Source organism: Sphingomonas sp. UYAg733 (genome assembly GCF_054057355.1).
On the sequence record NZ_JBSRZE010000001.1, the window covers coordinates 500,230 to 525,590 of the forward strand.

Genomic DNA, 25,361 nt, shown 5'->3' on the forward strand with positions numbered 1-25,361 from the left:
GGGAGTTCTCCATGACGGGCGGCCGGGAGACTCTCTCTCGACCCTCAACCCGTCATGGAGGCAGCGCAGCCCTCTCCCTCTAGGAGGGTGAGAGCTGCGCCTGACGCAGAGACCCGCGAGCTAGGCGTGCGCCGGAGAATCTCCTTCGACGGTAAGCGGCGGCACGACGAAGTCGGCCGCGTCGAAATGGGCTCGGATCGCATCTATCGATCCCAGTCGCTCCGCCGTTTCGCGACCGATCATGACATCGTCGCCTTCGTCAGCGGCGAAGGTCAGCGGCTCGCCTTCGCCGTTGAAGACCACGCGCTCGGCGCCCCATTGGCCGGAATAGCCGCCCGACCAGCGCGCGAACGGTACGCGGTTCGCGGCGCACCATGCCTCCAAGGCCTCGAAGCGTCCGCAGGCGACCTCGTGAGCATAGAGGCTGAGGGGTTCGCCCAAGGTACGATGCGCAGGTTCGAACGGCTCGCCATCCCATTCGGTGGAAAGAGCCTCGTCGGCGATGGCGGCAGCGAGCTCGGTGAATGCCGCTTGGGAAACCTTGCCGCCAAGTACGATCGATGCGGATACGCGGTCGGCCATAATGACCTCCTGTAGGTGAGAATGTGACTGAGGACCGGCGGCGGTGCGCCTCGCTGCCGCCGCCGGCTGGGCGCCCCGGCTAGCGCACCGAGACGAGAAGTTTCGCAGCCTTGCCTTCCAGCTCGAGTCGGGCGTCCTGATGCGGCTTGTCGCGCGCGAGCGCGGTGATGCCCTGCACGAAGTCGAAGATCGATTCCGGCGGTCGGCCTTCCTCTTCAAGCACGGTCGCGATGATCTTCTCGGTTTCGCCCTTCGAGAATCCGCGCTTGCGCAGGAAGGTCTCGCGGTCCTCGTCCTTGCGCGCGACGATTCGTTCGCGCGCCGCCTTGATGCCCGCCATGAACGGCGCCGGGGACGACGATGCGAAAGTCTCCAGCGCGGGCGCCGCCTCATGCGCGAAGCGGTTGGCAGCGAACTTGCTGTGGCGGATGCTGATCTCCTCGAAACCCTCGGCGCCCCAGATGTTGCGGTTCATGCAGACCGCGCGCAAATAAAAGGACGCCATGCCGAGCGTCTTCGAGCCGACCTCGCTGTTCCAGCAGTAGAAGCCGCGAAAGAAGAGATCGGGATCGCCATTGGGAAGCCGCCCGGCCTCGATCGGGTGAAGATCGTCGACCAGGAACAGGAACACGTCGCGATCGCTCGCATAGAGCGTAGTGGTATCCTTAGTGACGTCGACGAGCGGGTTGTAGGTCATGGTCGACCAGTCGAGCAGGCCCGGCACCTTCCAGCGCGTGTCGCCGGTGCCGTTCCCAGCGATCTTCATCACCGCGGCGACCAGCTCGTGATCCCAGATGCGCCCATAGTCGGGGCCGGTGACGGCGCGAAGCTCAACGCGGCCATCCTCGGCTTCGAGGGTCTTCATGAGTTCGGCACGGTGTTCGATCAACCCATGCTGCAGGTTGATCCCGGCGAGCGGTGCCGGGAGCTGGCGCAGATAGCCCGCCGGGGCGCCGATCAGACTGGCAAGCTGGCCGAACGACCAATGGGTGGGCGCAATGGGTTCGTCGCGGCCGGGGACGATGAGTGTTAGGCGCTCGGCATTATCGCGGCTTGCCTCGACCCGGACATCGCGGGTCTGGATCGTCCGCGCAGTGGCGACATCGGCGCGGGCTTTCACCGCTGAGTAGAGTTCGGTCAGCGAGAGGAATCGCTCATCGTCGGGGCGTGAGAACCATTCGGACGAGACGCGGCCGATGCGCTGGCCGCGGGATATATCGACTTTATAGGCGGCGGAGACCGGACGCGATGCGGGGGTCTGGAAAAGAACAGTAGCCATGGAAAATCTCCACGACGGGTGCCGAGAGCCTCTCTCTCAGCCCATTACCCGTCATGGCCCATCGGCCCTCCTCTCACTCTCCTGCGGCGAATGTCATGCCGGCATGATGCGGGCTGACGTTCCGCCGCATAGCGGCGCTGGAGGCGCCAGGCAGAGGGGCGCCCTTGGCGAAGCCGGCCGCCGCGGCGGCCGTGCGCGCGGGCCTGGGGGCCAGCCGCCGCCGCGCCCTCCGGCCCGAGCCAAGAGCGCATGCGCGGCCCGGACATGAAGCGCGACCTCTGGCGGCGCTTGCCGCTGCCAGTGCGCGCACCGCTGAACCCGCGCGCAATTGGGGGCGTTGCGGGGGCGGAGCCCCTGCTGAAGGGGTAGCTGGAGACCGCAGGTCTCCGGCTCAGGGGAAGGCTTTCCCCCTACCGCTGGTTGAACCTCGTCATCTGAGTTCAAGATAGCGGTCGATTTCGGGGCGCTTGGACCGTCCTTTGCCGCCGATCCTTCGCTTCCGGCTGCTTCCGATACGCTTCCAAGCCGCCACAGGGTTGCCTTTGGCCCCCCGAGGGGTTATTCTAACTATCAGAGTATATGGCGGAAAATGGTGCTGCCGGTGAGGATTGAACTCACGACCTCAGCCTTACCAAGAATCGTAGGGTCAATAACTATAGAACATCGCACTTCATCTGACGTCCTTGCACGCTAGCAACCATCTGAAAAACATACGCTATTACTCATCGTAGTTCATCGTCGTTGGTCACAATTAATTCCAGCGTGATGGCCCGGTGATGGCCGAGTTGGTCTCCCGGTGATGGGAGATTGAAGTGTCTGGCGATACGAAGAAGCGGCGCGACAAAACCATTGCCCGCATCAACAAGTCAACCGTGGATGCGATGGCGACGCCCCCAGCGGGAGGAAGAACCATGCTGTGGGACACCGAAGTGAAGGGGTTCGGCGTACGCATCGCGGGGAGCGGCGCAAGGACCTACCTGCTGCGCTACCGGATGGCCGGGCGCGACACGCCGCAGCGCACGCTCACGATCGGGCGGCACGGTTCCCCCTGGACCGCGGAGCGGGCCCGCAAGCGCGCGGTGGAACTGCTCGCGCAGGTCCGGCTCGGCGTCGACCACGTCGCCGATCGCGAAGCCGCGATCGCCGCGGCGGTCGCCGACCTCGACGCGCGCGCCGACCGAATGTTCGCGGCGTTCGCGGACATCTGGATGAAGGACCACGTGCAGCGGGACCGGCTGCGCAGTGAAACGGATATCCGGGGGGTCGTCGAGCGTGACCTAAAGCCGGCGTTCGCCGGGAAGACGATCGACGAGATCACCAAGGCGGACGTCACCACCATGCTCAACGCCATCGGCCTGCGCAGCGAAGCCGCCGCCAACAAGGGCCACAAGTGGCTGCGCCAGATGTTCAACTGGATGATCGAGAAGGGTCATATCGAGAAGTCGCCGCTCGATCGGATGGGCCCGCCCTTCAAGGAGGGCGAGCGCACCCGCGTCCTGCGTCTCGGCGAGCTAGTCGTGCTCTGGATCGCGCTGGAGGGGGTGGTGGAGCCGTTCCGCTCGTTCCACCGTCTCCTCATCCTGCTCGGACAGCGGTTGCGCGAGACTGCCGGCGTCCCGTGGAACGAACTCGACCTCGAGGCGGACGACTGGCTGCTGCCCAAGGCCCGAACGAAGAACTCCAACGACCACCTCGTCCCCCTCCCAATCCAGGCGATCGAGCTGATCAAGGCGGTGCAGCCCGATCCCAAGCTCCGCCTGGGCCCGGTCTTCACCACCAACGGGCTGGTCGGCGTCTCCGGGTTCAGCAAGGCAAAGACCGCCATCGACGAGGCCGTGGACGCGCTGGTCGCGTCCGACGAACGCGCGCGTGCGCTCGTCGGAGAAGGCCTGGAGCCGTGGGTGGTCCATGACGTGCGGCGATCGCTGGCGACCGGATGCCAGGCCATGGGCGTCGCGCTCGCCCACACGGAGGCGATTCTCAACCATGTCTCCGGCAAGCGAGCCGGCGTCGTCGGGATCTACCACTTGTACGACTATTACGATGAGAAGGCCGAGGCACTCGACAAGTGGTGCGAACTCCTGGCCGCCGCGCTGAAGTGCTGGGAAGCCGGCGACGTCGAAGGCATCCGGGCGCTCGACCCGGCACGGCGCAGGCGCCGCCGGAAGCGGTCTCAGGATCAAACGACTTGACTAACATACTGTAGTACCCTAAATTGCAGTCCATGGAAAAGCACTGCACATCATCGGACGTCGATCTAGACGAACCGGAGTACGACACCGAAGGCGCGGCGGAGTTCCTCAGGTGCTCGGCAGGGCATTTAAGCAATTTACGGAATCTCGGCGGTGGGCCGACTTTTCACCGCAAGTTCAAGCGCCGGGGGATATTTTACTTCAGGTCCGACCTGCAGGCGTGGCGCCTGCGCAACTCGTTCACCTCCACTACCGAATACTGACCCGACACACCGGAGAGACCATTCGTGCAAGACGACGATGAGAGAGAAGAAGCGGCTGAACGCGGCGAAGTCGCCTCGACATGGCCCCGTGCGCGCTACGGGGACGTAGAAGATCTGCTGGTCGAGCTGACCGAGGGGGATCCGAGGAGCGTGGCAGGCCGGTTCAAGAAGCTCCGGCTCCTGTCGTTCCCAGACGCCGTCAAGCTCGGAACGGGCAACCGGGTCGAATACGACCTTCCGCGCGTGCTGGCGCTGTGCACCGCGTTCGAGGTGAATGCGCTCCTCGTCCCCCAGTCGAACGCAGTCAGCATCGTGCAGAGCGTCTGGCCGGAAATCGTGCGTGGCATGATAGCCGGGGCGGCTGAACTCGGTGTCCTCCCGAGGCCGAAGCACATGCCCGCCGGGATCTCGGCGGTCGTCGCGATCCTGCCAGACGGGTTCGCCTCCGAAGGCCAGTTGCAGGCTACCGCCGCCAACGTCCCAATCGAGACCCTGCGGAACGGCGGGTCGGGCTTGGTGGCCGAACTTCGGCTGAACTGCGCCAGGCTCGTGGAGCTGGTCGTGCCTCGCCTCCAACGCTCACGCGATGGTGCCGCTGGGGCGTCCGTCGCGTTCGGCGATCTCGACCTCGGCTTCGGGTGGGACGCGGGACGGATTCCCCACCGCGCCTCCGTCAGCGATCTCTTCTCGGGAACCAGCTTCCTCGACCGCGGACCCTATCTCGAACGCGCTGCGGCGTTCCTGAAGATCGCGAAAGCGCTGCCTCGCATAAACGAGCAGGCGCCCGAAGATGCCGAGGCCTCGCAAATCCGTCCCCGATCGCGCCAAGCCGCCCAGAACCTGCTCGACTATCTCGGCCGGCCGTCCCCTATCGACGCGTGGAAGGGCGAAATCGGGACGACCGATGGCCGCCCCCGTCTCAAGCACTACCTCGCGGCAGTCGGCGACGCGGTCGGCCTGACACCACCGACGCAATGGCCCGGCACCATGCTCGGAACGACGGGCGCATCGCCGTCCGCAAGAGCGAAGGCCCTGGTCCGGAAAGCATTGCGGGTCGAGGCGGAGAAGCGAGCCGGCAACAAGAAAGACGGCGCTTCCTAGCGCCACGCGACGCCAAGCAGGCGAAAGTATCGAAGAGCACTGACTTCGACCGGAAGTCCCTGATTGCCTCCCTGGAGGATTGAAAAATGCTGCCCGCCGAAGGCGGAGGAAAGGAGATTCCCGTGCAGAAGCTAGACAATCAAGTCGTAGAGAAATTCATCGTCGCGTTCGGCAGCCTCATGACGCTCAGGAAGCGTCCACCGTCCCCTCGAACCCGGCTCACCGTGATGTTCTCATACGGTCCGCCGGGCTTCGTGGACGAGAGGGACCTTGCGCGAACGGTCGTCGAGCGGAACCTGGACGTGATCCATCTGGAGTTCGAGGTCGGCAAGGAGGCCGAAGGCCCGACGAACATCTACCTCTGCGAGGACCGCAACGGGATGATCCTGACGTGGCCCGCGTGCGACCTGTGGACGGATCGCGGCAACTTCTTCCTGGTCGTGCCGAAAGGTCAGGACTTCGGCTTCGCGTTCGACGGGTCGGCGCTCATCCGCGTCACCGACCTGCAGACCGGTCCGCCGTTCGACAAGAACGTCGCGCATGCCCGTGAGTTGCTCAAATCGGCGGCCGGACGGGTCCCGGCTGGCCTCCCGCGAGTGACCCAGAAGGAACCCGCCCCCTACCTCTCGCCCGGCGGCCGGTCGGGCATCCACTGAGAAGGGCGCGCGGGCCGACGCCGGCCGGAGCACCGCCGGCATACAGGGAGGTACCGATATGAAGGTCTGGCACTCGATCAAAGGAAGGCAGACCGCCTTTCCGCACGCGATCAAGATCTTCGACGAGGTTGACGCAGGCCTGCGCAAGATCGGCGACCGCCGCTCGCGCGTCGTGTCGATCGGAATCCGCGCCCACTACTTCGACATGTATGATTTCGAGGTCGTCGTCGAACTCGCCCCAGGGGCCGAGTTGGCGGTCAGGTATGGCTCGGTCGACGAGGAAGATCAGGAGGGCGATCCGGAGGACCGCGAAGGCGGGGCGGTCGCCTTCCTAGTGGTCAGGACCGTCAAGGAGTTCCTCGCGATGGGCGCCGACCTGGTCGCGGACGCCCTGCACGGATCGCGCATGCGCGCCCGCAAGGTTCTGGCGGGATGGTCGGCCAAGGGAACACACGTCGTTCTCCGGGACATCAGGCTGATCCGCGACGAATATCCGCCGAGCGTCGGAGACCTGCCGATCGAGATGGCCCTTCTGGGCCTCGACCACAGACTGCGGCCCGCCGTCATGTGGGAAGAGATCAAACACCCCGACAAACTCGACGAGACGCTCGCCAGTTTGCGGCCGGCCATGGATCGACGGTACGCGATGCACCGCGCGCTCTCGAGGCAGGGGGCGGACGGCCTGGTCGACCAACTCGTGGTGAATGCCATCGCCACCCACATGGACGTCGGCGCAGCGCTGCGGCAGATCGCGTCTGGCGTGTGGCCCGACCTGCCGGGCAGCCTGACCGTATTTGACGAAAGAGGCGTCATCCGTTGTCACGGCAGCGATCCACAACGCTCCGAATTTGGATGGAATCGCGACACGGTCACCATTTCTGGAATGACCCTTCCGGCGACGGTGCTCACAGCCAAGTGCGGACGACCATTAACCGAGCTGGTGACGCATGCCGTCCTCTCCGACGACATGACGATACTGGACGCGTCATCCCATTCGGACGAGTTCGGGCACTGCGTAAAGGTGGCGTTCGATCAACCGCGCCTAGCGTTCTGCGGAAAGTCAGGCCGGGTCTGGCAGCTAGATCCCGAGTTGGGCTCCACGCCTCGAATCGAGGAGGCGGATGAGGAGCCAGAGTAATGATAGGACCGCCGCGGACGCCGAGCTGGGCGCTCGTGGACCAACGACGTATGAAACAGAAGGATTCCGCGGTCACGCATTGGAGCTACCGTTGCTCTCGGACTCCAACCCAGCGTGGGTCAAATCCCGATCACTCACTTCTGCAAGCCCGGGGGCGATGCAGACCCGGCTGAGCCCGACAGCCAAAATCCTCGCCATTCTTAGTACAGGAGGGAATTGACTCTATGATATTACGGATATATCGGTAGTATCATAGAGTTGTAGGAGATCGCCATGAAGCGCATGCATTTGCACGTCAATGTGCCCGACCTCACCCAATCGATCACCTTCTACGACACGCTGTTCGGCGCCGCCCCGACCGTAGTGAAGGACGACTACGCCAAGTGGATGCTCGAGGACCCGAAGGTCAACTTCGCTATCTCACAGCGGGCGCGGACCGCGGGCGTCGATCACATCGGCATTCAGGTTGATAGCGCCGATGAGCTGGGGGAGCTGGCCCATCGTCTGAAGGCCGCAGGCACGGACACGTTCGATCAGGACGCGACTACATGCTGTTACGCCAAGTCCGACAAGAGTTGGGTGAACGACCCCGCCGGCGTTCGCTGGGAGACGTTTTTCACATTCGGCGAAGCCACCAGCTACGGGGAGGACGAGGTTCTTCCCACACCGCCAGCCAGCGCTTGCTGCGGTCTGGCCGACGACGATCGCGCGCAGGCCTGCGGCTGATGGATGCCGACGCTGCCGTTACCGCTCTTTCAGCGCTTGCTCACGGTGGTCGGCTCGAGGTGTTTCGACTGCTCGTTCGTGCCGGCGAAGAGGGCATGGCCTCTGGGGAGATCGCGCGCGTGGCAGGGCATGTGCCGCAGACGCTGTCCGGCAACCTCACGATCCTCGGGCACGCAGGGCTCGTGGCTTCGCGCCGCGAGGGACGCTCGATTATTTACACTGCGGCTTACGCTCATATGAGCAGCCTACTGGGCTTCCTCATGGAGGACTGCTGTGCCGGGAAGCCCGAGATCTGCGCCCCGCTCGCCGACATCGTGGCGAAGGCGGCGTGCTGTCAGCCGGGCGCGGTCCAATGACCGATATCGTGATCTACCATGATCCGAAGTGCGGAACGTCGTGCAACACGTTGGCGGTGATCCGCAACGCCGGGATCGAACCGCATGTCGTCGAGTATCTGAAGACTCCGCCATCCCGGCCGATGCTGGTGTCGCTCATCGAGCGCATGGGCCTGACGCCGCGTGCGTTACTGCGCAAGGAGGGCACGCCCTTCGCGGAGCCGGTCGAATCGACGTGAAGGCGCCCAATTTCAAATAGTCGGCGGTCATTCACGAACTCGCCAGCGGCTTGCAGCCTCGATGGTGCCGGGCATAGTTCGCATCCGCGATCAAGCCGCTTGCAAGTCCTAGCCACAGGCCCATCTCCGTCGCATGCAGCCCGACTTTCAACTTGGCAGACCTGATATCGGCACCGCGCTCGTGTTGGCGTGCCCAGGCGGGCGGGAACTCGAGGCGGGTTACCCGGCCGCGGGTCAGACGGGCACGAACCTCGACGGCATGCTGCGACATCTCCATGAAATGTCAGCAGGCGACTTCCCGTCCCCATCCCGCCACGAATACCGCATCGTGAACTCGGTCGCGTTCGCCTTGTACAAGTCGCGCGACGGGCGAACGATGCCGCGCGATTGCGAGGTGCTCGCACCGGCGAATCTCGAGCGCCTGTCCGAGCTGCTGGCGCACCATCCCATCATCGTCACGTTCAGCGCGGTCGCGGAGTTGGGAGTTCGCGCGATCGGACGGGAGCCAACCTACATATTCCACCATCCGTCGATGTCGCGCCTGAATACGCTCTATCCTAGGCTGGGCGGAACCCGTCCCTGGCGTGTGGAGGAACGCTACAGCCGTGCCGCGCGGGACCTGCTCGGCCACTGAGCGCCCACGCGATCCGCCTTCAGGAAGTCGGCGTCGCCGTTTCGGCGTGCGCGGGCAAATCGGCGGTGTCAGCCAGCGCCAGTTCGTGCGGAAGCACCAGATCAGCCATCGCCGCGTGCGACGTGTCGGGCATGCTCCGCAGGACCTCTCTGCGAAGTTCCAGCCGCGCCCGCTCGAGGGCGAGGGCGCCATCGAGCTGCCGCGGATAGACGTAGGCGGCGTACCGGTCCGGATCCGGATCCAGGCTGCCGGCGTCGGCAAGGGCCAGCATCCGGAAGTGCATGCTGGCCGCGGCGAGATGTGGTCGCACCGTGGGCGAAACAGCGCCACCATGCGCCAGTATCATCTCGCGGAGCTTGGCACCGTTCTCGACGATGGCATCAACAAGCGTGCGGTCCCCCATGCCGAGCCCGTCCTTCCAGCCTGGCTGGAGCAGGGCTGGCAAGGTCCTGAAGGTGTCGCCACCATGCTGGCGCTTAAGTTCGCGCGACAGCTTCAGGTTCTCGAGGCTCAATTGCTCAAACGGGGCGACGAAGCCTGAGAGGCGGCTGTCGATGGAGGCAATCTCGAGCTCGTTCGTCTTTTGCACGATGGCGGCCTTGGAGTTGCGCGTGGCGAAATAACCGCCCGCCAGGACGCCCAACAAACCAACCACTCCCGTAAGCGCGGCAGGCCATAACGGCGCGGCTGGTGCCGGCGAACCCACCGACACGAGTCCGGTCGGCGCGGTCCGCGGCTGCGCGTTCCCGATCGCAGGTCCGGCGAAAGTCGCCGCCAGCACCAGCGAGAGCAGAATTGCGGTGTGTCTCATGCCGGCAGCCTAGCCAAACTGGAGATCCATCCCGGACTAACCGACCCGATCGCATGTGCCGGAGGCTCGCCGATGATTTCTATGATCTGTAAGCCGGCGTCACGGAGGTGACCCTCCCAACCCAGCTCGTCGTGCAACGTGAACCAGCGCCCGTCCTCGTCGCAGGCCTGGCCGGTGCCCCGCTTGACCGACGCGAACAGGATCCCGCCCGGCACGAGCAGATCGGTCAGGCTCCTCAACGCGGCGGTCGTCTCAGCCCGCTCGAGATGCAGCAGTGACGCCATCGCCCAGACGCCATCGAAGGAAGATGGTGGGAAGGGAGGGTCCCGCAGGTCTCCGACGACCACGGGCAACCCGGACGTCCGGCGCGCGATTTCCACCAAGGGCGCAGCGCAGTCTAGCCCGATCGGATCCAGCCCAGAAGCCTTGAGTCCGACCAGATCACGGCCAGCTCCGCAGCCAGCGTCCAAAACCTTGGCCCCGGGTGCCAGCGAACCTGCGAAGCGCGCGATCCGCTCGGAAACGTCCAGGGCCATAGTGGCGGCGGCGTACTCTTCCGCGCGCGTCTCGTAGTATGCGGCGGTACTCGTACGCCGACGCCCCGCGGCGCCGCGGGCGGCATGCCGGGCGTTGGGGCGACCCTCCGATCGATCGTGGACGAGCATCTCCATCGCGCTTCCACATAGTGTGTGTCGAGTCGCGTGACCAGCGGAGCCGCGGCAAAACCCAAGGTTCAGGATCGACAACCATCATGTAGGCCTGCTGCCTCGGACGGGGCGATCCGGCGCGCGCGCCCGGGTCACATCGCCCGGCTCGGGGTATGAAGGCGATGCACCTCCGACGTTCCATCAGCCGGCATGTCCTAATCGGCGTCGCCCGTCTGCACACGCATGACTTGTCCCGCGTTGCTGACAACATCGGCGGGAGGCTTGGATCGTGTGGGAGTGTTAGACATCACGACAATTCTCATGGGTGACAATCACCCTTTGCGGGTCGCTGTCCGGCACGATGTCACCTGTATCAAATTTCTCGGAGGCAACAGCGAATATGGTGCCCCAACCGTAGTCCTGTATGGCTTCGCTTCCCGTCTCGATAACAACGGTTCTCCCATCCTGGTCCGTCGCCCGCGCGTTCTCCCCCGCCAGTGTCGAAACGCGCATTCCCGTATCCCTCAATGACATTCCAGGTCGTCCTCCATGCTTCACCCTAGGCATGGCGCACTATCACGGCGGCGTTAGCAGGTCATGTCCAGGGTGATGGGGTCTGTGGGTTGGAACCACGAAGAAGTCGCGTAGCCGGTCGCCGCCCGCACGATGGAGAACTGCGTTCCGGTCCCGTTAGCGTCGCCAAGGCGAAAAGCCATCGCCGACGCCCTGCGCGGCGCGGCAGGCAGGCGGTCGTAGCTGTCGACCGAGATGTATCCGGGCGTGGATCGTCGCGGATACACGCCGCCCGCCCTCACTAGTCGCGAATGCCCGCGCCCGACGCGCCGTTCGCACTCATCATCAGCCTGCCTTCCGGAGCAGATCGAGCAAGACAAGCCGATGAGGTCACGACCCGGCTCGCAGCAGGTGCCGCGAGGCAATCCCAACTTCGGAAGAAGAGACCAACCACTAAAATGGAGGAAGTAATGGGAAAAGTCGCCAACCGAGCAGCGAACGCTCGAAACGTCGCGCGCTGGCACCGCGCACGGCGATGGCCGCGGACGTCCCGCGCGACCGCGCTGGCTTGCGTGCTGCTCGCCGCCGCGTCCTGCCAGCAGACCCGCCACGACTGCGGTCGGCAGCAGCAATGCCAGCAGACTCCGAAGCCGATCGCGGGCTAGCTGGCGCATCCGCAGGCCGATGGGAGCGACGGCGGCGGCGGCGTCCGCGTCACGCCACAGCCTCGAGCATGTCGGTGGTGTCGAAATTCAGAAGAAACTGCGCATACGACGAGGAGAATAGGTCGGACACGTAGTCGGCCAGGTCCACCTCGACGCCGTCCCCCTCGTCGTCGCCACCCCTGCGCAGGTCGTACTTGCGCGATCGCGTGGTCGCGAAGAGGAAAAGCGTGTGGAAATAGGTGGCGCTGATGTATCGGCGCTCGGCGATCTCGACGGCCTCGGACGATCTGGCACCCGAATTGAAGTCCTTTAGAACTTTGCTGTCCACGTTCACGTAGATGCGGGCGAGCTTGTCGTCCTCGACATACGGGTAGACCACGATCTCGAAGCCCATCTCGATGCCGGCCTCGGCGATCTCCTCCCAAGACTTGAGACCTTCACCGCCCTCCTTCGAGCAGAGCACGAGCTCGGGTATGCCGAGCGGCGGCTCGACGTCCGGCACCTTCCGGGGCGGAACGCGCTCGGGATCGGTGACGCGCACCAGCACGGTCTCGACCAGGTCGCCCTGCGGACTGGTGAGCGTCGCTCGCAGTTCGGCGCAATCGCCGACCTTCATCTCGGCGGTGGCGCGCACGCCCACCCTGATCACGCCATCGGACGGGCTCGTGCGGACAACGGCCAGCAGGTCGCCCTCGGTGGACGGATCGGGTGTGACGCCACCACCGCCGCCGGCGCTCGCCGGGAGCATCACCGCGATCGACATGTCGCCGGGATCGTCCGACCGGTCGAAGAAGTCGTTCTCGACATCGGTGGCGAAGGAGATCGTCCGGCTCCCGCCCTGGGGCAGCTTGTAGAGCTTAATGCCGCCCGCGGCACTGTCGCCACCCTTGGCACGGAAGGCCGAGGGGTATCGCTGCGGATTGAATGGCGGTGCGTCGCGCGGATCCCTCCTTGGCTTGGCCGGCTCCTCGCGTTCCTGCTTGGGCGACGTGCCGGGCCGCTGGTCGGGCAGGTCGAAAGTCTGCCGGAGGATCCTGGTCATCGCCTCGTTCATCGGCATGTTGCGGGTCAGGTCTCGCAGCATCTGACCCGCATCCCCGCTGTCAACGTTGAGCGTCGACTTCCGGCGCTTCGCGATGTCCTTCAGGTCGCTGTTTAGCAGCATGTCGCGTAGGTGCTTCCTCACCTCGTCGGCCTTGTCGCCCGCCTTGAGCCGGTCGCGCGAAGCCATGAACAGCTCGTTGCGAACCCCCATGTGTAGGTTCGAGCAATCGACGTGGATCAGCAGATAGCCCTTGAGCAGCGGCATCTTCAGCGCGCGTGTCACAAACTCCGACGTGTAAGATCCGTGGACCTGCCCATTGAGCGAGAAGAGCACCGTCATGTTGTTTTTGAAATACTCGCGCTCGATGTACTGCTTGGTCTCCTTAACGCCCTGACCGCGCGACCGAGCCTTGAAAACGTAGACGGTGACACCGAGTTCGCCGAGCGCCGGAGTCCGCGACACCTCCGAGAACTTCGTCTCGATCGTCTGCGTATCGGCCTCGAGACGTCGCTTCAGGCCATAGACCTGCGTCACCAGGGCACGGTTGTCGGCATATCGCCGTTTGTCGTCTACCGTCAGGAACGGCAGCGCCGGTTCGAAGAGGAATTCGTTCAGGCTGACATTGAGGTCGCGCGAGATAATCGACCGCGCACCCTCGGGCAGCCGATAGGAGTAGAGCTTGAGCATTGAGCCGGTGGTGAACTTGCGACCGTCGAGCCCGACGTCCAGCTCGCCCATGTCGTCGACAGTCGGGACCGCGCCGCCGAAAACGAGATACTCATACCAGGTGTTCTTGCGGTTGGCGGCCTCGGCCAGCTCCGGCGGATGGCGCCTGAGCAGCGTGAAGCCGAGCGGTGCGGATCCGTCGAACCGCTTGCTTGCGACAAGCTGGAAGCGCCGCTCGCCACAGAACGCGATCGCCCCTGCTCCACCCATGTTGTACTTGCCCTGGACGAAGTGGACGTCGTTCTTGTTGCCGCGCAGTAACGACAGGAACGTCCGTCCGAAGTCGGCCGGCGCCTGGCCGACGCCGTTGTCGTAGACAAGGAGCGACGTATCGCCGCGCGGCCCGCTCGCGACGATCTGCAGGTCCCGCGCCTGGCGCCGGCGGGCGTCGCCCAGGTCCCAGTTGTGATGGTCGGGGAAGTATCGGTCGAGCGCCTCGCGCACGCTGCGGGGCGCCTCGGGGGACCGGATGTCGATGCCGTCCTCAATCACCCGCTTCTCGAGGATCGCGTCAATTCCGTTCGTGATCTTCTCGACGAGTGCGGGCACCGGATGCGCCTGCTGGTTTTCCACAACCCCGTAGAACGCCTCGTTGTCACCATAGGGCGTCCACTTGGTGGAATCCGTCGCCAGACCTTCGGAATCGAGGATCGCCTGCACCTCGTCCTCAGTGCCTGCAGCCATAAACCGCATGAACAGCTTGCGCATCTCGATCCGCCCCCCGGGACACGGTATCGCCAGCGCCACGGCGATGGTCAACGGTCACTTCATCGGCCAGGTCATTGCAACCAAAACGGATATTTTTCCCCGACCAACCGGCGGAAGCCCGCGGCCGTCAAACAATTTCCGGAATGTCTTCGTGGCCGGCACTGGACATATGTCCGAGCGCTGCGATGATCGAACTAATGGGTTCTACCGGAGCGACGAGAATTTTGGCACTATACTCGTGGAATCAAGACTCCTATCGTACCAGCGACGTCGGATGGCCACGACGATCCCGCAATGTCGAGCAGTTTCGCGGCCGGGGGCGAAGGTCCTCAGCGCTAAGGGGTGAGACACGTTGACGACGGCGCGCAAGGCATTCACGGACGGGAGCACGGTGACAGACGACGTTCGCCCGTGCGACGGCGTCATCTACCTGGACAACCAGGCGACCACGCGGCCCGATCCGCAAGTGGTCGAGGCGATGGCCCCGTGGCTCGGCTTTGCGGTCAACCCGCACGCCACCGAGCACGCTGCGGGCCGCGCCGCCACGGCTGCAGTGGAGCAGGCGCGCGACCGGGTCGCGTCCATGCTCGGCTGCGACGGAACCGAGCTCACGTTCACCTCGGGGGCGACGGAGGCATCCAACATCGTGCTGCGCGGGCTGCTGTCCCGGGGCGACGGGCTAATCGTCTCCGCGATCGAGCACCCCAGCATCGCCGCTGTGGCGAGGGCGCTCGCATCCCAGGGCGTGAACGTCGCGACGGTCGGCGTCGGCGCCGACGGCGTCCTCGATCTCGATGCCTTGGAGGAAGCGCTCGGCTCCGGTGCCGCGCTGGCGTCGGTCATGCAGGTCAACAACGAGATCGGCACCGTACAGCCGATCGCGGACGTCGCGGCGCTCTGCGCGCAGGCGGGCACGGCGCTCCACAGCGACATGACGCAGGGTGCGGGGCGCACGCCGTCACCGCTCCGCGACCGCCAGGTCGCGTATGCGTCGCTCTCCGCCCACAAGATCCACGGTCCCCAGGGCATCGGCGCGCTCTACGTGCGACGGGGCGCCCGGCAGCCCTCGCCACTGGCGCATGGCGGCGGTCAGGAGCGCGGGCTGCGCCCCGGCACCGTGCCGGTCGCAGCCTGCGTCGGCTTCGGCAAGGCGTGCGAGATCGCTGCGGAGCGGCGCGACGCCGACCACGCCCACGCCCTGTCGCTGCAGCGCTCGGCGCTCGCCGTTCTTTCGGCGGTCGGAGGATGGCACGTCAATGGCTCGCTGGACGACCGCGTGCCCCACAACCTCAGCCTGACCTTCGCCGGAATCGAAGCGGACGAATTGCTGGCGATGCTCCCCGGCCTCGCGCTTTCGACAGGCTCGGCCTGCAGCGGCGGCGCACCCGGTTCGTCACCGACGCTACAGGCGCTCGGCCTAGACCCGAACGCGATCGCCGCGACGGTCCGGATGGGGTTCGCGCGCGACACGGTGCGCGAGGACGTGGTGCAGGCGACGAGCGCGATCGTTGATGCGGTCGCGAAGCTGCGGAATGACCGCCGATGACGACCGTGGTCGAGACGCCGGCCGGCTGGGCGAGGCGACCGGGCGCCCGCGTCTTCTCGGGCCACGAATCCTTCGCCTGCCGTTACGGCTGGCTGCCGAAGCTCCACGAGGCCGTGACAGGGGATCCCGCGCTGTTCTCGTCGGACGAGCGCGCCATCCTTACGCTCGGCCTAGGCCGCAACATGGTGAAGTCGCTACGCTTCTGGGGCGAGGCCTTCGGGTTGACCCGGCAGGCTGGCGGTGAGGTGCGGCCGACGGACCTCGCCAAGCGTCTGCTCGCCCCGGAAGGTGGACTCGACCGCTACCTGGAGACGCCCGGCGCGCTATGGCGCCTCCACTGGGTGCTCGCCACGCATGGCGGCTTGGGGGCCTGGGCCGTCACGTTCCTCGACCTGCACGACCAGGACATCCCCCGCGACCGACTGGTCAATGCCGTCATGCGCAAGGCAGAGGCCGTGCGCGGATCCATCACGACGCAGACCGCCGGGGTGCATGTCGACATGCTCGTCAGGACCTACGCCGCGACCACCGACGTGGACGCGACCGCGGACGACATCCTCGGCAGCCCGTTCCAGGAGCTGGGGCTAATCAGGATGGTCGAACCTGCCGGCGTGAAGACGCTGCGGTTGCAGCGCGGGCCGAAACCCAGCATCGACGTGGCCGCGCTCGCGTTCGTGCTGCACGACTTCTGGGGCGGGACGGCCCCGACGAGCAGGACGCTCTCGATGCGGTCGATGATGCTGTCGCACGCCGCGCCGGGCTCGACCCTGCAACTCGACGAGGCGGGCCTTCACGACAGGCTCGACGCGCTCTGCGCGGCGAGCCGCACGCTCACACTGCGGCCGGACGGGGCCGGCGGTCTAGACCTGACCGCGTCGCGCGACCCGATCGCCGAGCTGGAGAAGATGGCATGGTGAGCTTGCCGATGATCTCCGACCGCATTCACGTCGCGCGGCGGTATGTGCGGGCGGTCGACCTGCTGCGGGACCACCTCGATCCTGGCGCGCTGGACGGTTACGTCCTGACGCCGTCGGCGCGCGACGCCGCGATCCGGCTCACATCGGGCTTGGGACCGGCATCTTCGCAGAGAGCGTTCCGCGTCGTCGGCCCGTACGGCTCCGGCAAGTCGTCCTTCGGCGTCTTCCTCTCGCAGCTGGTCTCGACCGGCCCCGGTTCAGAGGCGCGCCGCCTTCTAGCGGAAGGCGCGGCGCAGGCGGCCGACGCCGTGACCCACTGGCATCCGGCGGTCATCTCCGGGCGCCGGGTCGGGTTCGCCGGCGAACTGCTCGCGACCATCGGCCGGATCGCCGCCGAGATCGGGGGCGCCACGCTCGCGCCAGCGGATGCCGCCGCCGCCCTGCTGGCGCGCGACAGGATCGACGCCGGTGCCGTTGCGGACGTGATGCTGCTCACGGCCCGCGCCGTGCGCGAGGAGACCGGTGCCGGCCTGCTGCTACTCATCGACGAGATGGGCCGCTTCCTGGAGCACGCCGCTGCGAACGTCACCACCGAGGATCCCGCGATCTTCCAGCTGCTGGCCGAGCGCGCCGGCGGCAAGCCCGGGGGCGACCTTGGCGTCGTCACGTTCATGCACCACCGGTTCGCCGACTACGTCTCGACCATGGGCAACTGGATCCAAGACGAGTGGACCCGGTCCGCGGAGCGCTACGAAGAGCTGCCGTTTGGCGAATCCACCGAGCAGACGCTGTTCCTGCTCGCCCGCGCGATCGAACCCGACCCCAAGCACACCCCCGCCGTCTCGCGCGCAGCCGCCGCGCTGTACGGCCGAGCCGTCTCGAGGGGCGTGTTCGCGACCGACGCCGTCCAGGTCGCGGCGATCGCGAGCCGGCTATATCCGCTCCACCCAGCTGCGGTCGCGACCCTCTCCGCAGCCATGCGTCGCTTCGGCCAGAACGAACGGTCGATCTTCGGCTTCCTGCAGTCCCTCGAACCTGCCGGCCTGCAGCGCTTCGCGCACGAGACCCCCTACGCGGCCGACCGCTGGTACGGTCTGGCCGAGGCGTTCGACCATATCTGCGCGACGTCGGGATCGAGGCCCTCCGGCGACCGCGCCCGCCGCTGGTCGCTGGCAATGGACGCGCTTACGTCGGCCGCCGACATGGCCGACGACGACCGCGGCGTCCTGAAGGCGATTGGACTGCTAGCCATCCTCGAACCCGTGCCCGGGCTCGTCGCCGACGTGGACACGCTCGCCTGGTCGCTCGGCAGGACGGACGCGTCGGTCCAGGCGTCGATCGACGCGCTCACGGCCCGCAATCTGGTCTACCGCAGACCCCACCGGGGCGACCACAGCCTGTGGTCACGGTCCAGCGTGGACCTCGGCGACTGGCTCGACCGCGCCCGCCGCGGCATTCGCCCGCCCGCGCGACTGCACGAGGTCGCGCACCTGCTGCCGGCGCCACGACCCCTTGTCGCCCACCGCCACTACCACGAGACGGGAACGCTCAGGACTTTCGACGTCGCTCTCCACGACGGGACCACGCCGAAGGCCCGCCAGGCCGACGGACTCATCCTGGTCGTGCCGATCCACCCGGACGAGGGTGCGGCACCCGTCGAGCAGGCGCTCGCCGCCGTCGCGGGCGACCCGGTCGCGCTCGTCTGCGCCAGGGACGTCACGGCAGAGAGCCTGAAGTGGGCGCACGAACTCGCCATCTGGCGCTGGATCCGCGACAATTGCGAGGAGCTAAGGGTCGACGAGCTGGCCCGCGCCGAGGTGTCGGAGCGGATCGCGTCCGCCGAGGCCGCGCTCATACGGGCGATCGCCCCGTTCTCCGACGCCACCGACGCGAGCGCGCTGTGGTGGCGCGACGGCGAGCGCATCGATATGCCGCCCGGCGGCCTGAGCGTCCTGCTGAGCCAGGTCTGCGACCACGCCTTCCGACAGGCGCCGGTGCTCCGCAACGAGCTGATCAACCGGATGAAGCTGTCGACGGCCATCGCCAGCGCGCGGACCCGGCTGCTCGACCGAATGCTATCGGCCGAGGGGGAGCCGTTCCTGGGCCTGGACGGCGCTCCGCCCGAGCGGACCATCTACCTGTCGCTGTTCCAGGACTCTGGCCTCCACCGGCGAGGCACGGATGGCGGCGCCTACGCGTTCGCCGAGCCGAGCGCCGACGACCCGCGGGGCTGGCGGCCGACGTGGGACGCGATCACGCGTGAACTCGGCGCCGGACGCCCGGTCTCCTTCCAGGAGCTGATCGCCGAACTCGCCAAACCGCCGATCGGCCTGCGTGCCGGACCCGCCCTGCTGGTGATCGCAGCGTTCATGCTCGCGGCGCGCGACCGCGTCGCGCTGATGGAACGCAACACCTTCCAGCCCGATCCGAGTCCCGCCCACTTCATGCGGCTCGGCAAGTCGCCTGCCAACTTCGCGCTGCGCTACCTGGACGACGCCGCAGGGTCGGACGGCGTGCTCGAGGCGCTGGCCACAGGTCTCCCGGCGCTCGGCTCACCCGTGGCGCCGACCGTCGCCGCCCTGGCGGAGCGGCTCTACCGGTGGTGGAACGCACTGCCCCAACACGCGCTCGACACGCGCGAGGTGCCCGCGACCGCGCAGACGGTCCGCACGGCCCTGCGCAAGGCGACTGAACCCGCTCAACTGCTGCTCGAGGATCTGCCGCAGGCCTGCGGCGCGACGGCCGACGGCCGGATCGACGCCAATCTCTACGCGGAGCGGCTGGACGAGGCGATCGCCGCGATCGACGGTGCCACGCCGCTCGTCCGCCGCCGCGCCGCCGCCGCCACCGCCGAGGCGTTCGGCACGCGCGACACCGACGCGCTCAGGTCGCAGATCCAAGCCGACTACGGCCCGCACCGGCTGGATCTGACCGAGCCGAGACTGCGCGCATTCGTCGACCGCGCGAGCGCGCCCGACCTTGAGCGGGATCGGTGGCTAGACGGTATCGCCGGTCTGCTCACGGGCAAGCGTCCGGACGCCTGGGCCGACACGACGATCGACGAGTATTGCTACGAGGTGCGCGTCATCGCCGGGCGGCTGGCACGCTGGCTCGCCCTCGCGCGCACCCGCAAGGCGGTGAGCGCCGAGTTGTACAGCGTGCACGTGGTGGGCGTCGACGGCAGCGAGGACGTCGTCGTCGTCAGACGCGACCGCCCGAGCGCCGCGCTCGCCGACAGGCTCGAACGGGTGCGAACCGCGCTCGGCAACGATCCCGCCGCGGCCGAGATCCTGGCCCAGCTGATGGCTGAGCAGAGCACAGGCAAGAAGTCGAAAGAATTGGCGGGGAGCAAGCCATGAGGCACATACTGAGTCTTTCGGGCGGCAAGGACTCCGCGGCACTCGCGATCCACCTGCGCGACCGCGTGCCCGACATGGAGTACATTTTCTCGGACACGCGCAAGGAGCTGCCGGAGACGTACGAGTATCTGGAGCGCATCGAGGACTATCTCGGCAAGCGCGTCAACCGGCTCAACGCCGAGCTCGGCTTCGACCATTGGTACGATGTCTACGGGAGCATGATCCCTTCGAACCACCGGCGCTGGTGCACGAAGATGCTGAAGCTCAAGCCGTTCGAGGACTTCGTCGGCGACACACCCTGCATCAACTACGTCGGCCTGCGCGCGGACGAGAACCGGGCCGGCTACATCAGCCACAAACCGAACATCACGCCCGCGTATCCGTTCCAGGACGAGGGCCTGAAGCTCGCCGACATCGAGCAGATCTTGCGGCTCTCGGGGGTAGGCATGCCGCCATACACCCTGTGGGGCCGTTCGCGCTCGGGGTGCTACTTCTGCTTCTACCAGCAGAAGATCGAGTGGGTGCGGCTGAAGGAAAAGCATCCCGAATACTACGAGAAGGCCAAGGCCTACGAGAAGCCGTACGAGAAGAGCGGCAACACGTTCACCTGGAGCGAGCGCGAGTCGCTTACCGAGCTCGAGCGCCCCGAGCGCATGGAGGCGATCAAGGAGGAGCACGCGAAGCGCGTGCGCGCCAAGGCGCAGAGCGGCGCCGACCTCACGTTGGCTCAGGTATACGAGCGGATCGCCCGCGAGGACGAGGCGGAGGGCGACGGATGTCTGATCTGCACTCTTTGACCGGTCCCATCCGGGAAGGACGCGGACTTGCCGTTTAGGGTCTCGGCGCGGATGATACTCGAGCTGGGCGCGGAGCTGATCAGCTCCGACGCCGTGGCGCTCTACGAGCTCATCAAGAACGCCATCGACGCCGGGTCGCCCGATGTTCGGATCTCGGTCCAGATCGTGCTGCGGCGTTCGTTCTTCATCGAAGCCGTGGAGGCGTTGCAGGAGGGGGACGACGTCGACCCGATACGCCGCAAGCTGTTGAACAGCATCGAACCAAACGCGCCGGCCGCAGCGCGCGAGGAATTCCGCACCGCGCTACTGCAGGCCGACGACGACGTTGAGGAATTCGAGGCAGCGCTCCGCGCGGCGTATCACGAGCAGAACTGGATCGAGGTGCGCGACCGCGGGCATGGCATGAGCCGCCGGCAACTCGACGAGATATTCCTCACGATCGGAACCCGGTCAAGGCGCAAGGAGAAGGTCGGCGACGACGGCGAATTCCTAGCGCCTGGGAGAACGGTGCTCGGCGACAAGGGCGTCGGCCGGCTGTCCGCGATGCGCCTCGGCGATCACATGGTCGTCCGTACGACACGGGCGGGTGAGGCCTATGAGAGTGTCCTCGACATCGACTGGAACCTCTTCTCCCACGAGTCGTCGGACCTGATCGGCGACATCGAGCTGGCGCCCACGCGGGGCCGCAGGAAGCAGGACCCGTCCAGGGAGGGCACAAGGATCCTCATCAAGGATCTGAAGGGCGACTGGGAAACCGGCACGTTCAAGCGCATGGTGGACGAGCAGTTCAAGCGCATCATCGACCCGTTCCCGGCACCCGACGATGACGACGACAATGACGATGACGATAACGTGCCGCCGGATCCAAACGAGGTCTTCGACCTCCGCTTCAATGGTCAGCGCCACGAGATACCCGGCATCCCGGCATGGCTACTCGACCAGGCGCATGCGGTCGTCACCGCCGAGTTCGACTACCGTGCCGACGGTTCTCCTCGGCTTCGCGGCGACATCAACTACCGGCTCAGGGGGCGGGAGGACGACTTCGAGCGCAACGAGGCGGAACTGATGAGCTTCACCGACCCGATCGCCGACAGGCTGATCAGGACCGGCCCGCGCACGCTCCGCGAACTTGGGCCCTTCAAGGTTCAGTTCCACTGGTACAACCGTCGCATCCTCAAGGAAATCACCGACCTTAAGATGAAGCGGAGGGACGTGCTGGCCTCGGTGAATTCCTGGGCCGGAGGCCTGATGGTCTTCCGCGACGGATACCGTATCAATCCCTATGGCGGCCTGGACGACGACTGGCTCGAGCTAGACAAGAAGGCCCTCGGCGCACGCGGCTACAAGGTGAACCGCTCGCAGATCATCGGCTCGGTCAACCTGACGTCGCGCAACTTCCACCTCGTCGAGCAGACCAACCGCGAAGGGCTGGCGGACAACGAGTACAAGCTGGTGCTCGTCGGCATGCTCCGCCACATTCTCATCTCGGAATTCCGTAGTTTCATCGAGCGTGTGGACAAGGAACGCAAGGTGGCGGACGACTCCACGGTCGACGACCTGGAGGCGCGGATCGAGGAGGCGAACGACAAGATCGAAGTCAAGCTGCTCGAACTGCGCCGAGACGTTCCAGAGCAGACCGAGGCGATCAACGAGCTGCGTAGGCTGACGGCCAACCTTGGCCGGCTCGTCGACCGCGCGAAGACGATGGCGCAGGAATACGAGGACGACCGGTCGAAGTTCGTGCACCTGGCGGGAATCGGCCTGATGGTCGAGTTCATTCTCCACGAGATCGGCCGCGCAACCACGCGCGCGCTGTCCGTCATGGACGACATCGACGTACAGAACCTCGACGGATCGGGGTCGGCCTCGATGCGCACGCTGCAGGATCAGCTAAAGACCCTCGGGAAAAGGGTGGAGACGCTCGATCCGCTGAGCGCCTCGCGCAGGCAGACCAAGGAGCCGTTCGATCTCGTCGCGCTGGTTCAGCAGATCGTGGACGGCCGTGCGCAGCAGACCGCCCGGCACCGGATAGAGGTTACATTGGATCTCCCGTCACGCCCCGTGAAGATCAAGGCGGTGAAAGGCATGGTCATCCAGATCCTGGAGAACCTGTTCGAGAACTCCGTCTACTGGCTGAAGGTGGAGCAGCGACGGCGCCGGGGTTTCGAAGCGGGCATCGAGATCTCGATCGACCCACGATCGCGGGAATTGACGTTCTCCGACACGGGACCGGGTATCGACCCCAGACGAGCCGAGGAGGTCTTCGAGGCGTTCGTGACGGCGAAGCCACCCGGACAGGGCCGTGGACTGGGGCTCTACATATCACGGGAGATGGCGCAGTATCACGACTGGGGACTGTCGCTCGACGAGGAGGCCCTGAACGAGGATGGGCGTACCTCGACTTTCGTCCTAGAGATGGGAGACGGCAACTGAGCACCGCCCAACTGCGCGAGACGTGCGACGCACGGTCGATCCAGCGCGTCGCGATGGTCGATGACGTCTTCGACACGCCCGCGCCAGAGCTGCTCGACCGGGAAGCCTTCGCCACGTTCCGGGCCGCGTACAACCAGGACGCGGTCCTCCGTCACGCCATCACCCGCGTATCGGGCCGCGGCCCGCAGGCGCTGGGGACGTTCGACGACCTGGAGGAGCGCGACGTTGGTCCGCTCTGGACCGCGCTCTACCGCACCAGGATAAACGGCCGGAAGCTGAACGCAGCGCACGCCACCACGGTCCGCGCGCTGTTCCAAGGGCACGGCCACGATCTGCTCGCGATGCTGGATCTGGTCGTCGAGCTGCTGTCTCTCTTCAAGAAGGACCTCGGGCGCCTCGTCACCGTGCACGGCTCGGACTACGACGCGGTGGAGGTCGCCAAGTCCGACATAGTGCTGATCGACTTCTTCCTCGGGCAGAACATCACCCGGGAGCAGGCGCTCGAGCTCTCAACCCGGGCGGTAAGCGACGTCGCCGAGGCCGCTCGCCACGCCGGGCGCGCGCCGCCCTCTTTCCTCCTCGTGTCCAGCCGACCGGAGGAGATAGAGATCGACGCGTTCCGAACCCGCGCAGACCTGATGAAGAGCCGCTTCAGATTCTTCCCGAAGGCGGCGCTGAGTGCCGATAGCATCGACGAGCTGGTCAGCCTCCACGACCTCGTCGATGCGGCCAACCGCGCCAGCGTGGTCGAGAGTCTGCTCGACGACTGGCGCGATGGCGCACGGAACGCCGTCGACGCCGTCTACAAGCGGATGCTCGAGCTCGACGTCTCCGACCTGGTCTATCTCGACTGCTTCAGGCTGACCCATGAGGGGGTGACGGTCGCGAACTATCTGCGGTGGTTCCTCACCGCTTCGCTGCACGCCCGCGTAACCGGCGAGCTGGACAAGGCCGTGTGGCGCAAAGCCGAAGACCTCAGGCTGTTCGAGGTACTGAACGAAGCCGGCCAGCTTGATCCATCGACGCTGGTAAAGACCTTCGACGGCCCCAGCGACGCCATCGCGCACGCCTACGGCGACATCCTGTTCGACACGTCGCGAGCGGCTGGCGAGGAGGCATTTCCTTCAACCCTGGCCCCGACCGACCTCGTAGAGGGCGATCTCTTCGTCAAGCCAAAGGGGCAGGATCGGAAGGGATACGACGGTGCCGAGGTACGGCTGGTGATGACGCCCAGCTGCGACCTGCTGCCGCGCGCCAAGGGCCTCGCGCCGGCGGCGAAGACCGTCCTGCTGATCCCCGGCAGGATGCGGCTGATGGCCGATCAGGACATGGACGGAGACGTCGCGAAGTCCGGCGTCGACTTCATCAGGGTCAACGAGCGAGGGATCTGGCGCACGTTCGACCTCACGTGGGAGCACAAGAATCCTGCGGCGATCGAGTGGGCCACGATGTCCACGGTGGGCGTCGGCAAAGGTTTCAAGAGGCTCGGCCGCCTGCGGGAACTCTACTTTCACAAGATCCGCGAGTTGTTCGCGAACCAGTTCACGCGGATCGGGACCGAGGTGCCGCCGCTGTTTCCGCGTGCCCGCGCGGGCAAGGTGTTCATCTCGGTCACCAACGGCGCCAAGGTCATGTTCGAACAGGTGGCGGAATTCCCCGCTTCGGACGGCGTGGTGTGGGAGATGGGTCCGGTGAAGCTCCGCAAGGCGGACGGCAAGCTCGACCCATCTCACCTGTATCAAGGGTCGCGCAAGCTGGCGCAGCGACTGACGACGGCGCTTCAAGCGGTGCCGGCCGGCGACATCGCCCTACGCTCGGCGGCCGACCGTTGTGGCGAACTTCTGAAGGACATGGGCACCTACATGGACCTGATGCGGCCGATGAAGGCCGGCACCCGTGGGTTGGACGCGTGTGTCGAATTCAAGAAGGCAGTGCTGCGCGCCAATGAACCGGCAATCAAGTCCACAGCCAGCATTGTCATCGTCAGCTATCAGGAGCCGAGGAAGGAAGTCGCGTAGGACTAGCCACCGTCGTGGCGCGGACACACGC

General features: G+C 66.0%; 19 protein-coding genes and 1 pseudogene. 14 read left to right on the forward strand and 6 right to left on the reverse strand.

The window, feature by feature from the left end; all coding sequences use genetic code 11:
• Nucleotides 1–120: 120 nt before the first annotated feature.
• On the reverse strand, nt 121–582 hold the full coding sequence (locus ACVWZA_RS02600; protein ID WP_457309581.1) for a hypothetical protein: 462 nt from the start codon (nt 580–582) through the stop codon (nt 121–123).
• 79 nt (nt 583–661) lie between these two features.
• Nucleotides 662–1,861 (reverse strand): DUF932 domain-containing protein, encoded by a 1,200-nt coding sequence (locus ACVWZA_RS02605; RefSeq protein WP_457309582.1) that lies wholly within the window; start codon nt 1,859–1,861, stop codon nt 662–664.
• 812 nt (nt 1,862–2,673) lie between these two features.
• Here ACVWZA_RS02605 and ACVWZA_RS02610 point away from each other — a divergent pair.
• From ACVWZA_RS02610 to ACVWZA_RS02645, 8 genes and pseudogenes are all read left to right on the forward strand, one after another.
• Nucleotides 2,674–4,053 (forward strand): tyrosine-type recombinase/integrase, encoded by a 1,380-nt coding sequence (locus tag ACVWZA_RS02610; protein ID WP_457309583.1) that lies wholly within the window; start codon nt 2,674–2,676, stop codon nt 4,051–4,053.
• Nucleotides 4,054–4,340: 287 nt separating this feature from the next.
• Nucleotides 4,341–5,417, forward strand: coding sequence for a hypothetical protein (locus ACVWZA_RS02615; RefSeq protein WP_457309584.1), 1,077 nt, complete (start codon nt 4,341–4,343; stop codon nt 5,415–5,417).
• An 86-nt stretch (nt 5,418–5,503) separates the two neighbouring features.
• Nucleotides 5,504–6,073: a hypothetical protein gene (locus ACVWZA_RS02620; protein WP_457309585.1), complete on the forward strand. Its 570-nt coding sequence runs from the start codon at nt 5,504–5,506 to the stop codon at nt 6,071–6,073.
• 58 nt (nt 6,074–6,131) lie between these two features.
• Entirely contained in the window at nt 6,132–7,211 is a 1,080-nt protein-coding gene (locus ACVWZA_RS02625; protein ID WP_457309586.1) for a hypothetical protein, read from the forward strand.
• A 273-nt stretch (nt 7,212–7,484) separates the two neighbouring features.
• The gene (locus tag ACVWZA_RS02630; protein ID WP_457309587.1) at nt 7,485–7,937 is read left to right on the forward strand and encodes an ArsI/CadI family heavy metal resistance metalloenzyme; all 453 of its coding nucleotides are present in this window, start codon (nt 7,485–7,487) and stop codon (nt 7,935–7,937) included.
• On the forward strand, nt 7,937–8,293 hold the full coding sequence (locus ACVWZA_RS02635; protein ID WP_457309588.1) for an ArsR/SmtB family transcription factor: 357 nt from the start codon (nt 7,937–7,939) through the stop codon (nt 8,291–8,293). The genes ACVWZA_RS02630 and ACVWZA_RS02635 overlap by 1 nt, the downstream gene beginning before the upstream one ends.
• Nucleotides 8,290–8,493 (forward strand): annotated as a pseudogene (locus tag ACVWZA_RS02640) (arsenate reductase); the annotation flags it as partial. The gene ACVWZA_RS02635 and the pseudogene ACVWZA_RS02640, both read left to right, overlap by 4 nt.
• A 151-nt stretch (nt 8,494–8,644) precedes the next feature.
• Entirely contained in the window at nt 8,645–9,145 is a 501-nt protein-coding gene (locus tag ACVWZA_RS02645) for a hypothetical protein (RefSeq protein WP_457309589.1), read from the forward strand.
• A 19-nt stretch (nt 9,146–9,164) separates the two neighbouring features.
• On the opposite strand, the gene ACVWZA_RS02650 is transcribed toward ACVWZA_RS02645, so the two are convergent.
• The 4 genes from ACVWZA_RS02650 to ACVWZA_RS02665 all read right to left on the reverse strand — a co-directional run bounded on the left by ACVWZA_RS02650 (nt 9,165) and on the right by ACVWZA_RS02665 (nt 14,311).
• Entirely contained in the window at nt 9,165–9,956 is a 792-nt protein-coding gene (locus ACVWZA_RS02650; RefSeq protein WP_457309590.1) for a hypothetical protein, read from the reverse strand.
• The gene (locus tag ACVWZA_RS02655; RefSeq protein ID WP_457309591.1) at nt 9,953–10,627 is read right to left on the reverse strand and encodes a class I SAM-dependent methyltransferase; all 675 of its coding nucleotides are present in this window, start codon (nt 10,625–10,627) and stop codon (nt 9,953–9,955) included. Before ACVWZA_RS02655 ends, ACVWZA_RS02650 begins: the two co-directional genes overlap by 4 nt.
• A 276-nt stretch (nt 10,628–10,903) precedes the next feature.
• Nucleotides 10,904–11,116 (reverse strand): hypothetical protein, encoded by a 213-nt coding sequence (locus ACVWZA_RS02660; RefSeq protein ID WP_457309592.1) that lies wholly within the window; start codon nt 11,114–11,116, stop codon nt 10,904–10,906.
• Between the two features lie 714 nt (nt 11,117–11,830).
• Complete coding sequence (locus ACVWZA_RS02665; protein ID WP_457309593.1) at nt 11,831–14,311, reverse strand: hypothetical protein; 2,481 nt, start codon at nt 14,309–14,311, stop codon at nt 11,831–11,833.
• 301 nt (nt 14,312–14,612) lie between these two features.
• On the opposite strand from ACVWZA_RS02665, the gene ACVWZA_RS02670 reads away from it, so the two are divergent.
• The 6 genes from ACVWZA_RS02670 to ACVWZA_RS02695 are packed head-to-tail and all read left to right on the forward strand — an operon-like array spanning nt 14,613 to nt 25,330.
• On the forward strand, nt 14,613–15,806 hold the full coding sequence (locus ACVWZA_RS02670) for a cysteine desulfurase family protein (protein WP_457309594.1): 1,194 nt from the start codon (nt 14,613–14,615) through the stop codon (nt 15,804–15,806).
• Nucleotides 15,803–16,723, forward strand: coding sequence for a DUF4007 family protein (locus ACVWZA_RS02675; protein ID WP_457309595.1), 921 nt, complete (start codon nt 15,803–15,805; stop codon nt 16,721–16,723). Before ACVWZA_RS02670 ends, ACVWZA_RS02675 begins: the two co-directional genes overlap by 4 nt.
• Nucleotides 16,717–20,082 (forward strand): hypothetical protein, encoded by a 3,366-nt coding sequence (locus tag ACVWZA_RS02680; RefSeq protein ID WP_457309596.1) that lies wholly within the window; start codon nt 16,717–16,719, stop codon nt 20,080–20,082. Before ACVWZA_RS02675 ends, ACVWZA_RS02680 begins: the two co-directional genes overlap by 7 nt.
• A complete protein-coding gene (locus tag ACVWZA_RS02685; RefSeq protein WP_457309597.1) occupies nt 20,079–20,879 on the forward strand; it encodes a phosphoadenosine phosphosulfate reductase family protein in 801 nt (266 codons plus the stop codon). Before ACVWZA_RS02680 ends, ACVWZA_RS02685 begins: the two co-directional genes overlap by 4 nt.
• Before the next feature lie 51 nt (nt 20,880–20,930).
• Nucleotides 20,931–23,312 carry a sensor histidine kinase gene (locus tag ACVWZA_RS02690; RefSeq protein ID WP_457309598.1) on the forward strand — a complete coding sequence of 794 codons (2,382 nt, stop codon included), beginning with the start codon at nt 20,931–20,933 and terminating at the stop codon, nt 23,310–23,312.
• A gap of 53 nt (nt 23,313–23,365) precedes the next feature.
• Nucleotides 23,366–25,330 carry a hypothetical protein gene (locus ACVWZA_RS02695; protein ID WP_457309599.1) on the forward strand — a complete coding sequence of 655 codons (1,965 nt, stop codon included), beginning with the start codon at nt 23,366–23,368 and terminating at the stop codon, nt 25,328–25,330.
• The last annotated feature ends 31 nt before the right edge of the window (nt 25,331–25,361 follow it).

Excerpts from the sequence above, each read along its gene's own strand:
- ACVWZA_RS02655 (WP_457309591.1), bottom strand. The coding sequence starts at position 10,627 with ATGGAGATGCTCGTCCACGATCGATCGGAGGGTCGCCCCAACGCCCGG.
- ACVWZA_RS02635 (WP_457309588.1), top strand. The coding sequence starts at position 7,937 with ATGGATGCCGACGCTGCCGTTACCGCTCTTTCAGCGCTTGCTCACGGT.
- ACVWZA_RS02625 (WP_457309586.1), top strand. The coding sequence starts at position 6,132 with ATGAAGGTCTGGCACTCGATCAAAGGAAGGCAGACCGCCTTTCCGCAC.
- ACVWZA_RS02650 (WP_457309590.1), bottom strand. The coding sequence starts at position 9,956 with ATGAGACACACCGCAATTCTGCTCTCGCTGGTGCTGGCGGCGACTTTC.
- ACVWZA_RS02600 (WP_457309581.1), bottom strand. The coding sequence starts at position 582 with ATGGCCGACCGCGTATCCGCATCGATCGTACTTGGCGGCAAGGTTTCC.
- ACVWZA_RS02660 (WP_457309592.1), bottom strand. The coding sequence starts at position 11,116 with ATGCGCGTTTCGACACTGGCGGGGGAGAACGCGCGGGCGACGGACCAG.
- ACVWZA_RS02680 (WP_457309596.1), top strand. The coding sequence starts at position 16,717 with ATGGTGAGCTTGCCGATGATCTCCGACCGCATTCACGTCGCGCGGCGG.
- ACVWZA_RS02685 (WP_457309597.1), top strand. The coding sequence starts at position 20,079 with ATGAGGCACATACTGAGTCTTTCGGGCGGCAAGGACTCCGCGGCACTC.
- ACVWZA_RS02695 (WP_457309599.1), top strand. The coding sequence starts at position 23,366 with ATGGTCGATGACGTCTTCGACACGCCCGCGCCAGAGCTGCTCGACCGG.
- ACVWZA_RS02630 (WP_457309587.1), top strand. The coding sequence starts at position 7,485 with ATGAAGCGCATGCATTTGCACGTCAATGTGCCCGACCTCACCCAATCG.
- ACVWZA_RS02690 (WP_457309598.1), top strand. The coding sequence starts at position 20,931 with ATGATACTCGAGCTGGGCGCGGAGCTGATCAGCTCCGACGCCGTGGCG.
- ACVWZA_RS02605 (WP_457309582.1), bottom strand. The coding sequence starts at position 1,861 with ATGGCTACTGTTCTTTTCCAGACCCCCGCATCGCGTCCGGTCTCCGCC.
- ACVWZA_RS02620 (WP_457309585.1), top strand. The coding sequence starts at position 5,504 with ATGCTGCCCGCCGAAGGCGGAGGAAAGGAGATTCCCGTGCAGAAGCTA.
- ACVWZA_RS02675 (WP_457309595.1), top strand. The coding sequence starts at position 15,803 with ATGACGACCGTGGTCGAGACGCCGGCCGGCTGGGCGAGGCGACCGGGC.
- ACVWZA_RS02645 (WP_457309589.1), top strand. The coding sequence starts at position 8,645 with ATGCAGCCCGACTTTCAACTTGGCAGACCTGATATCGGCACCGCGCTC.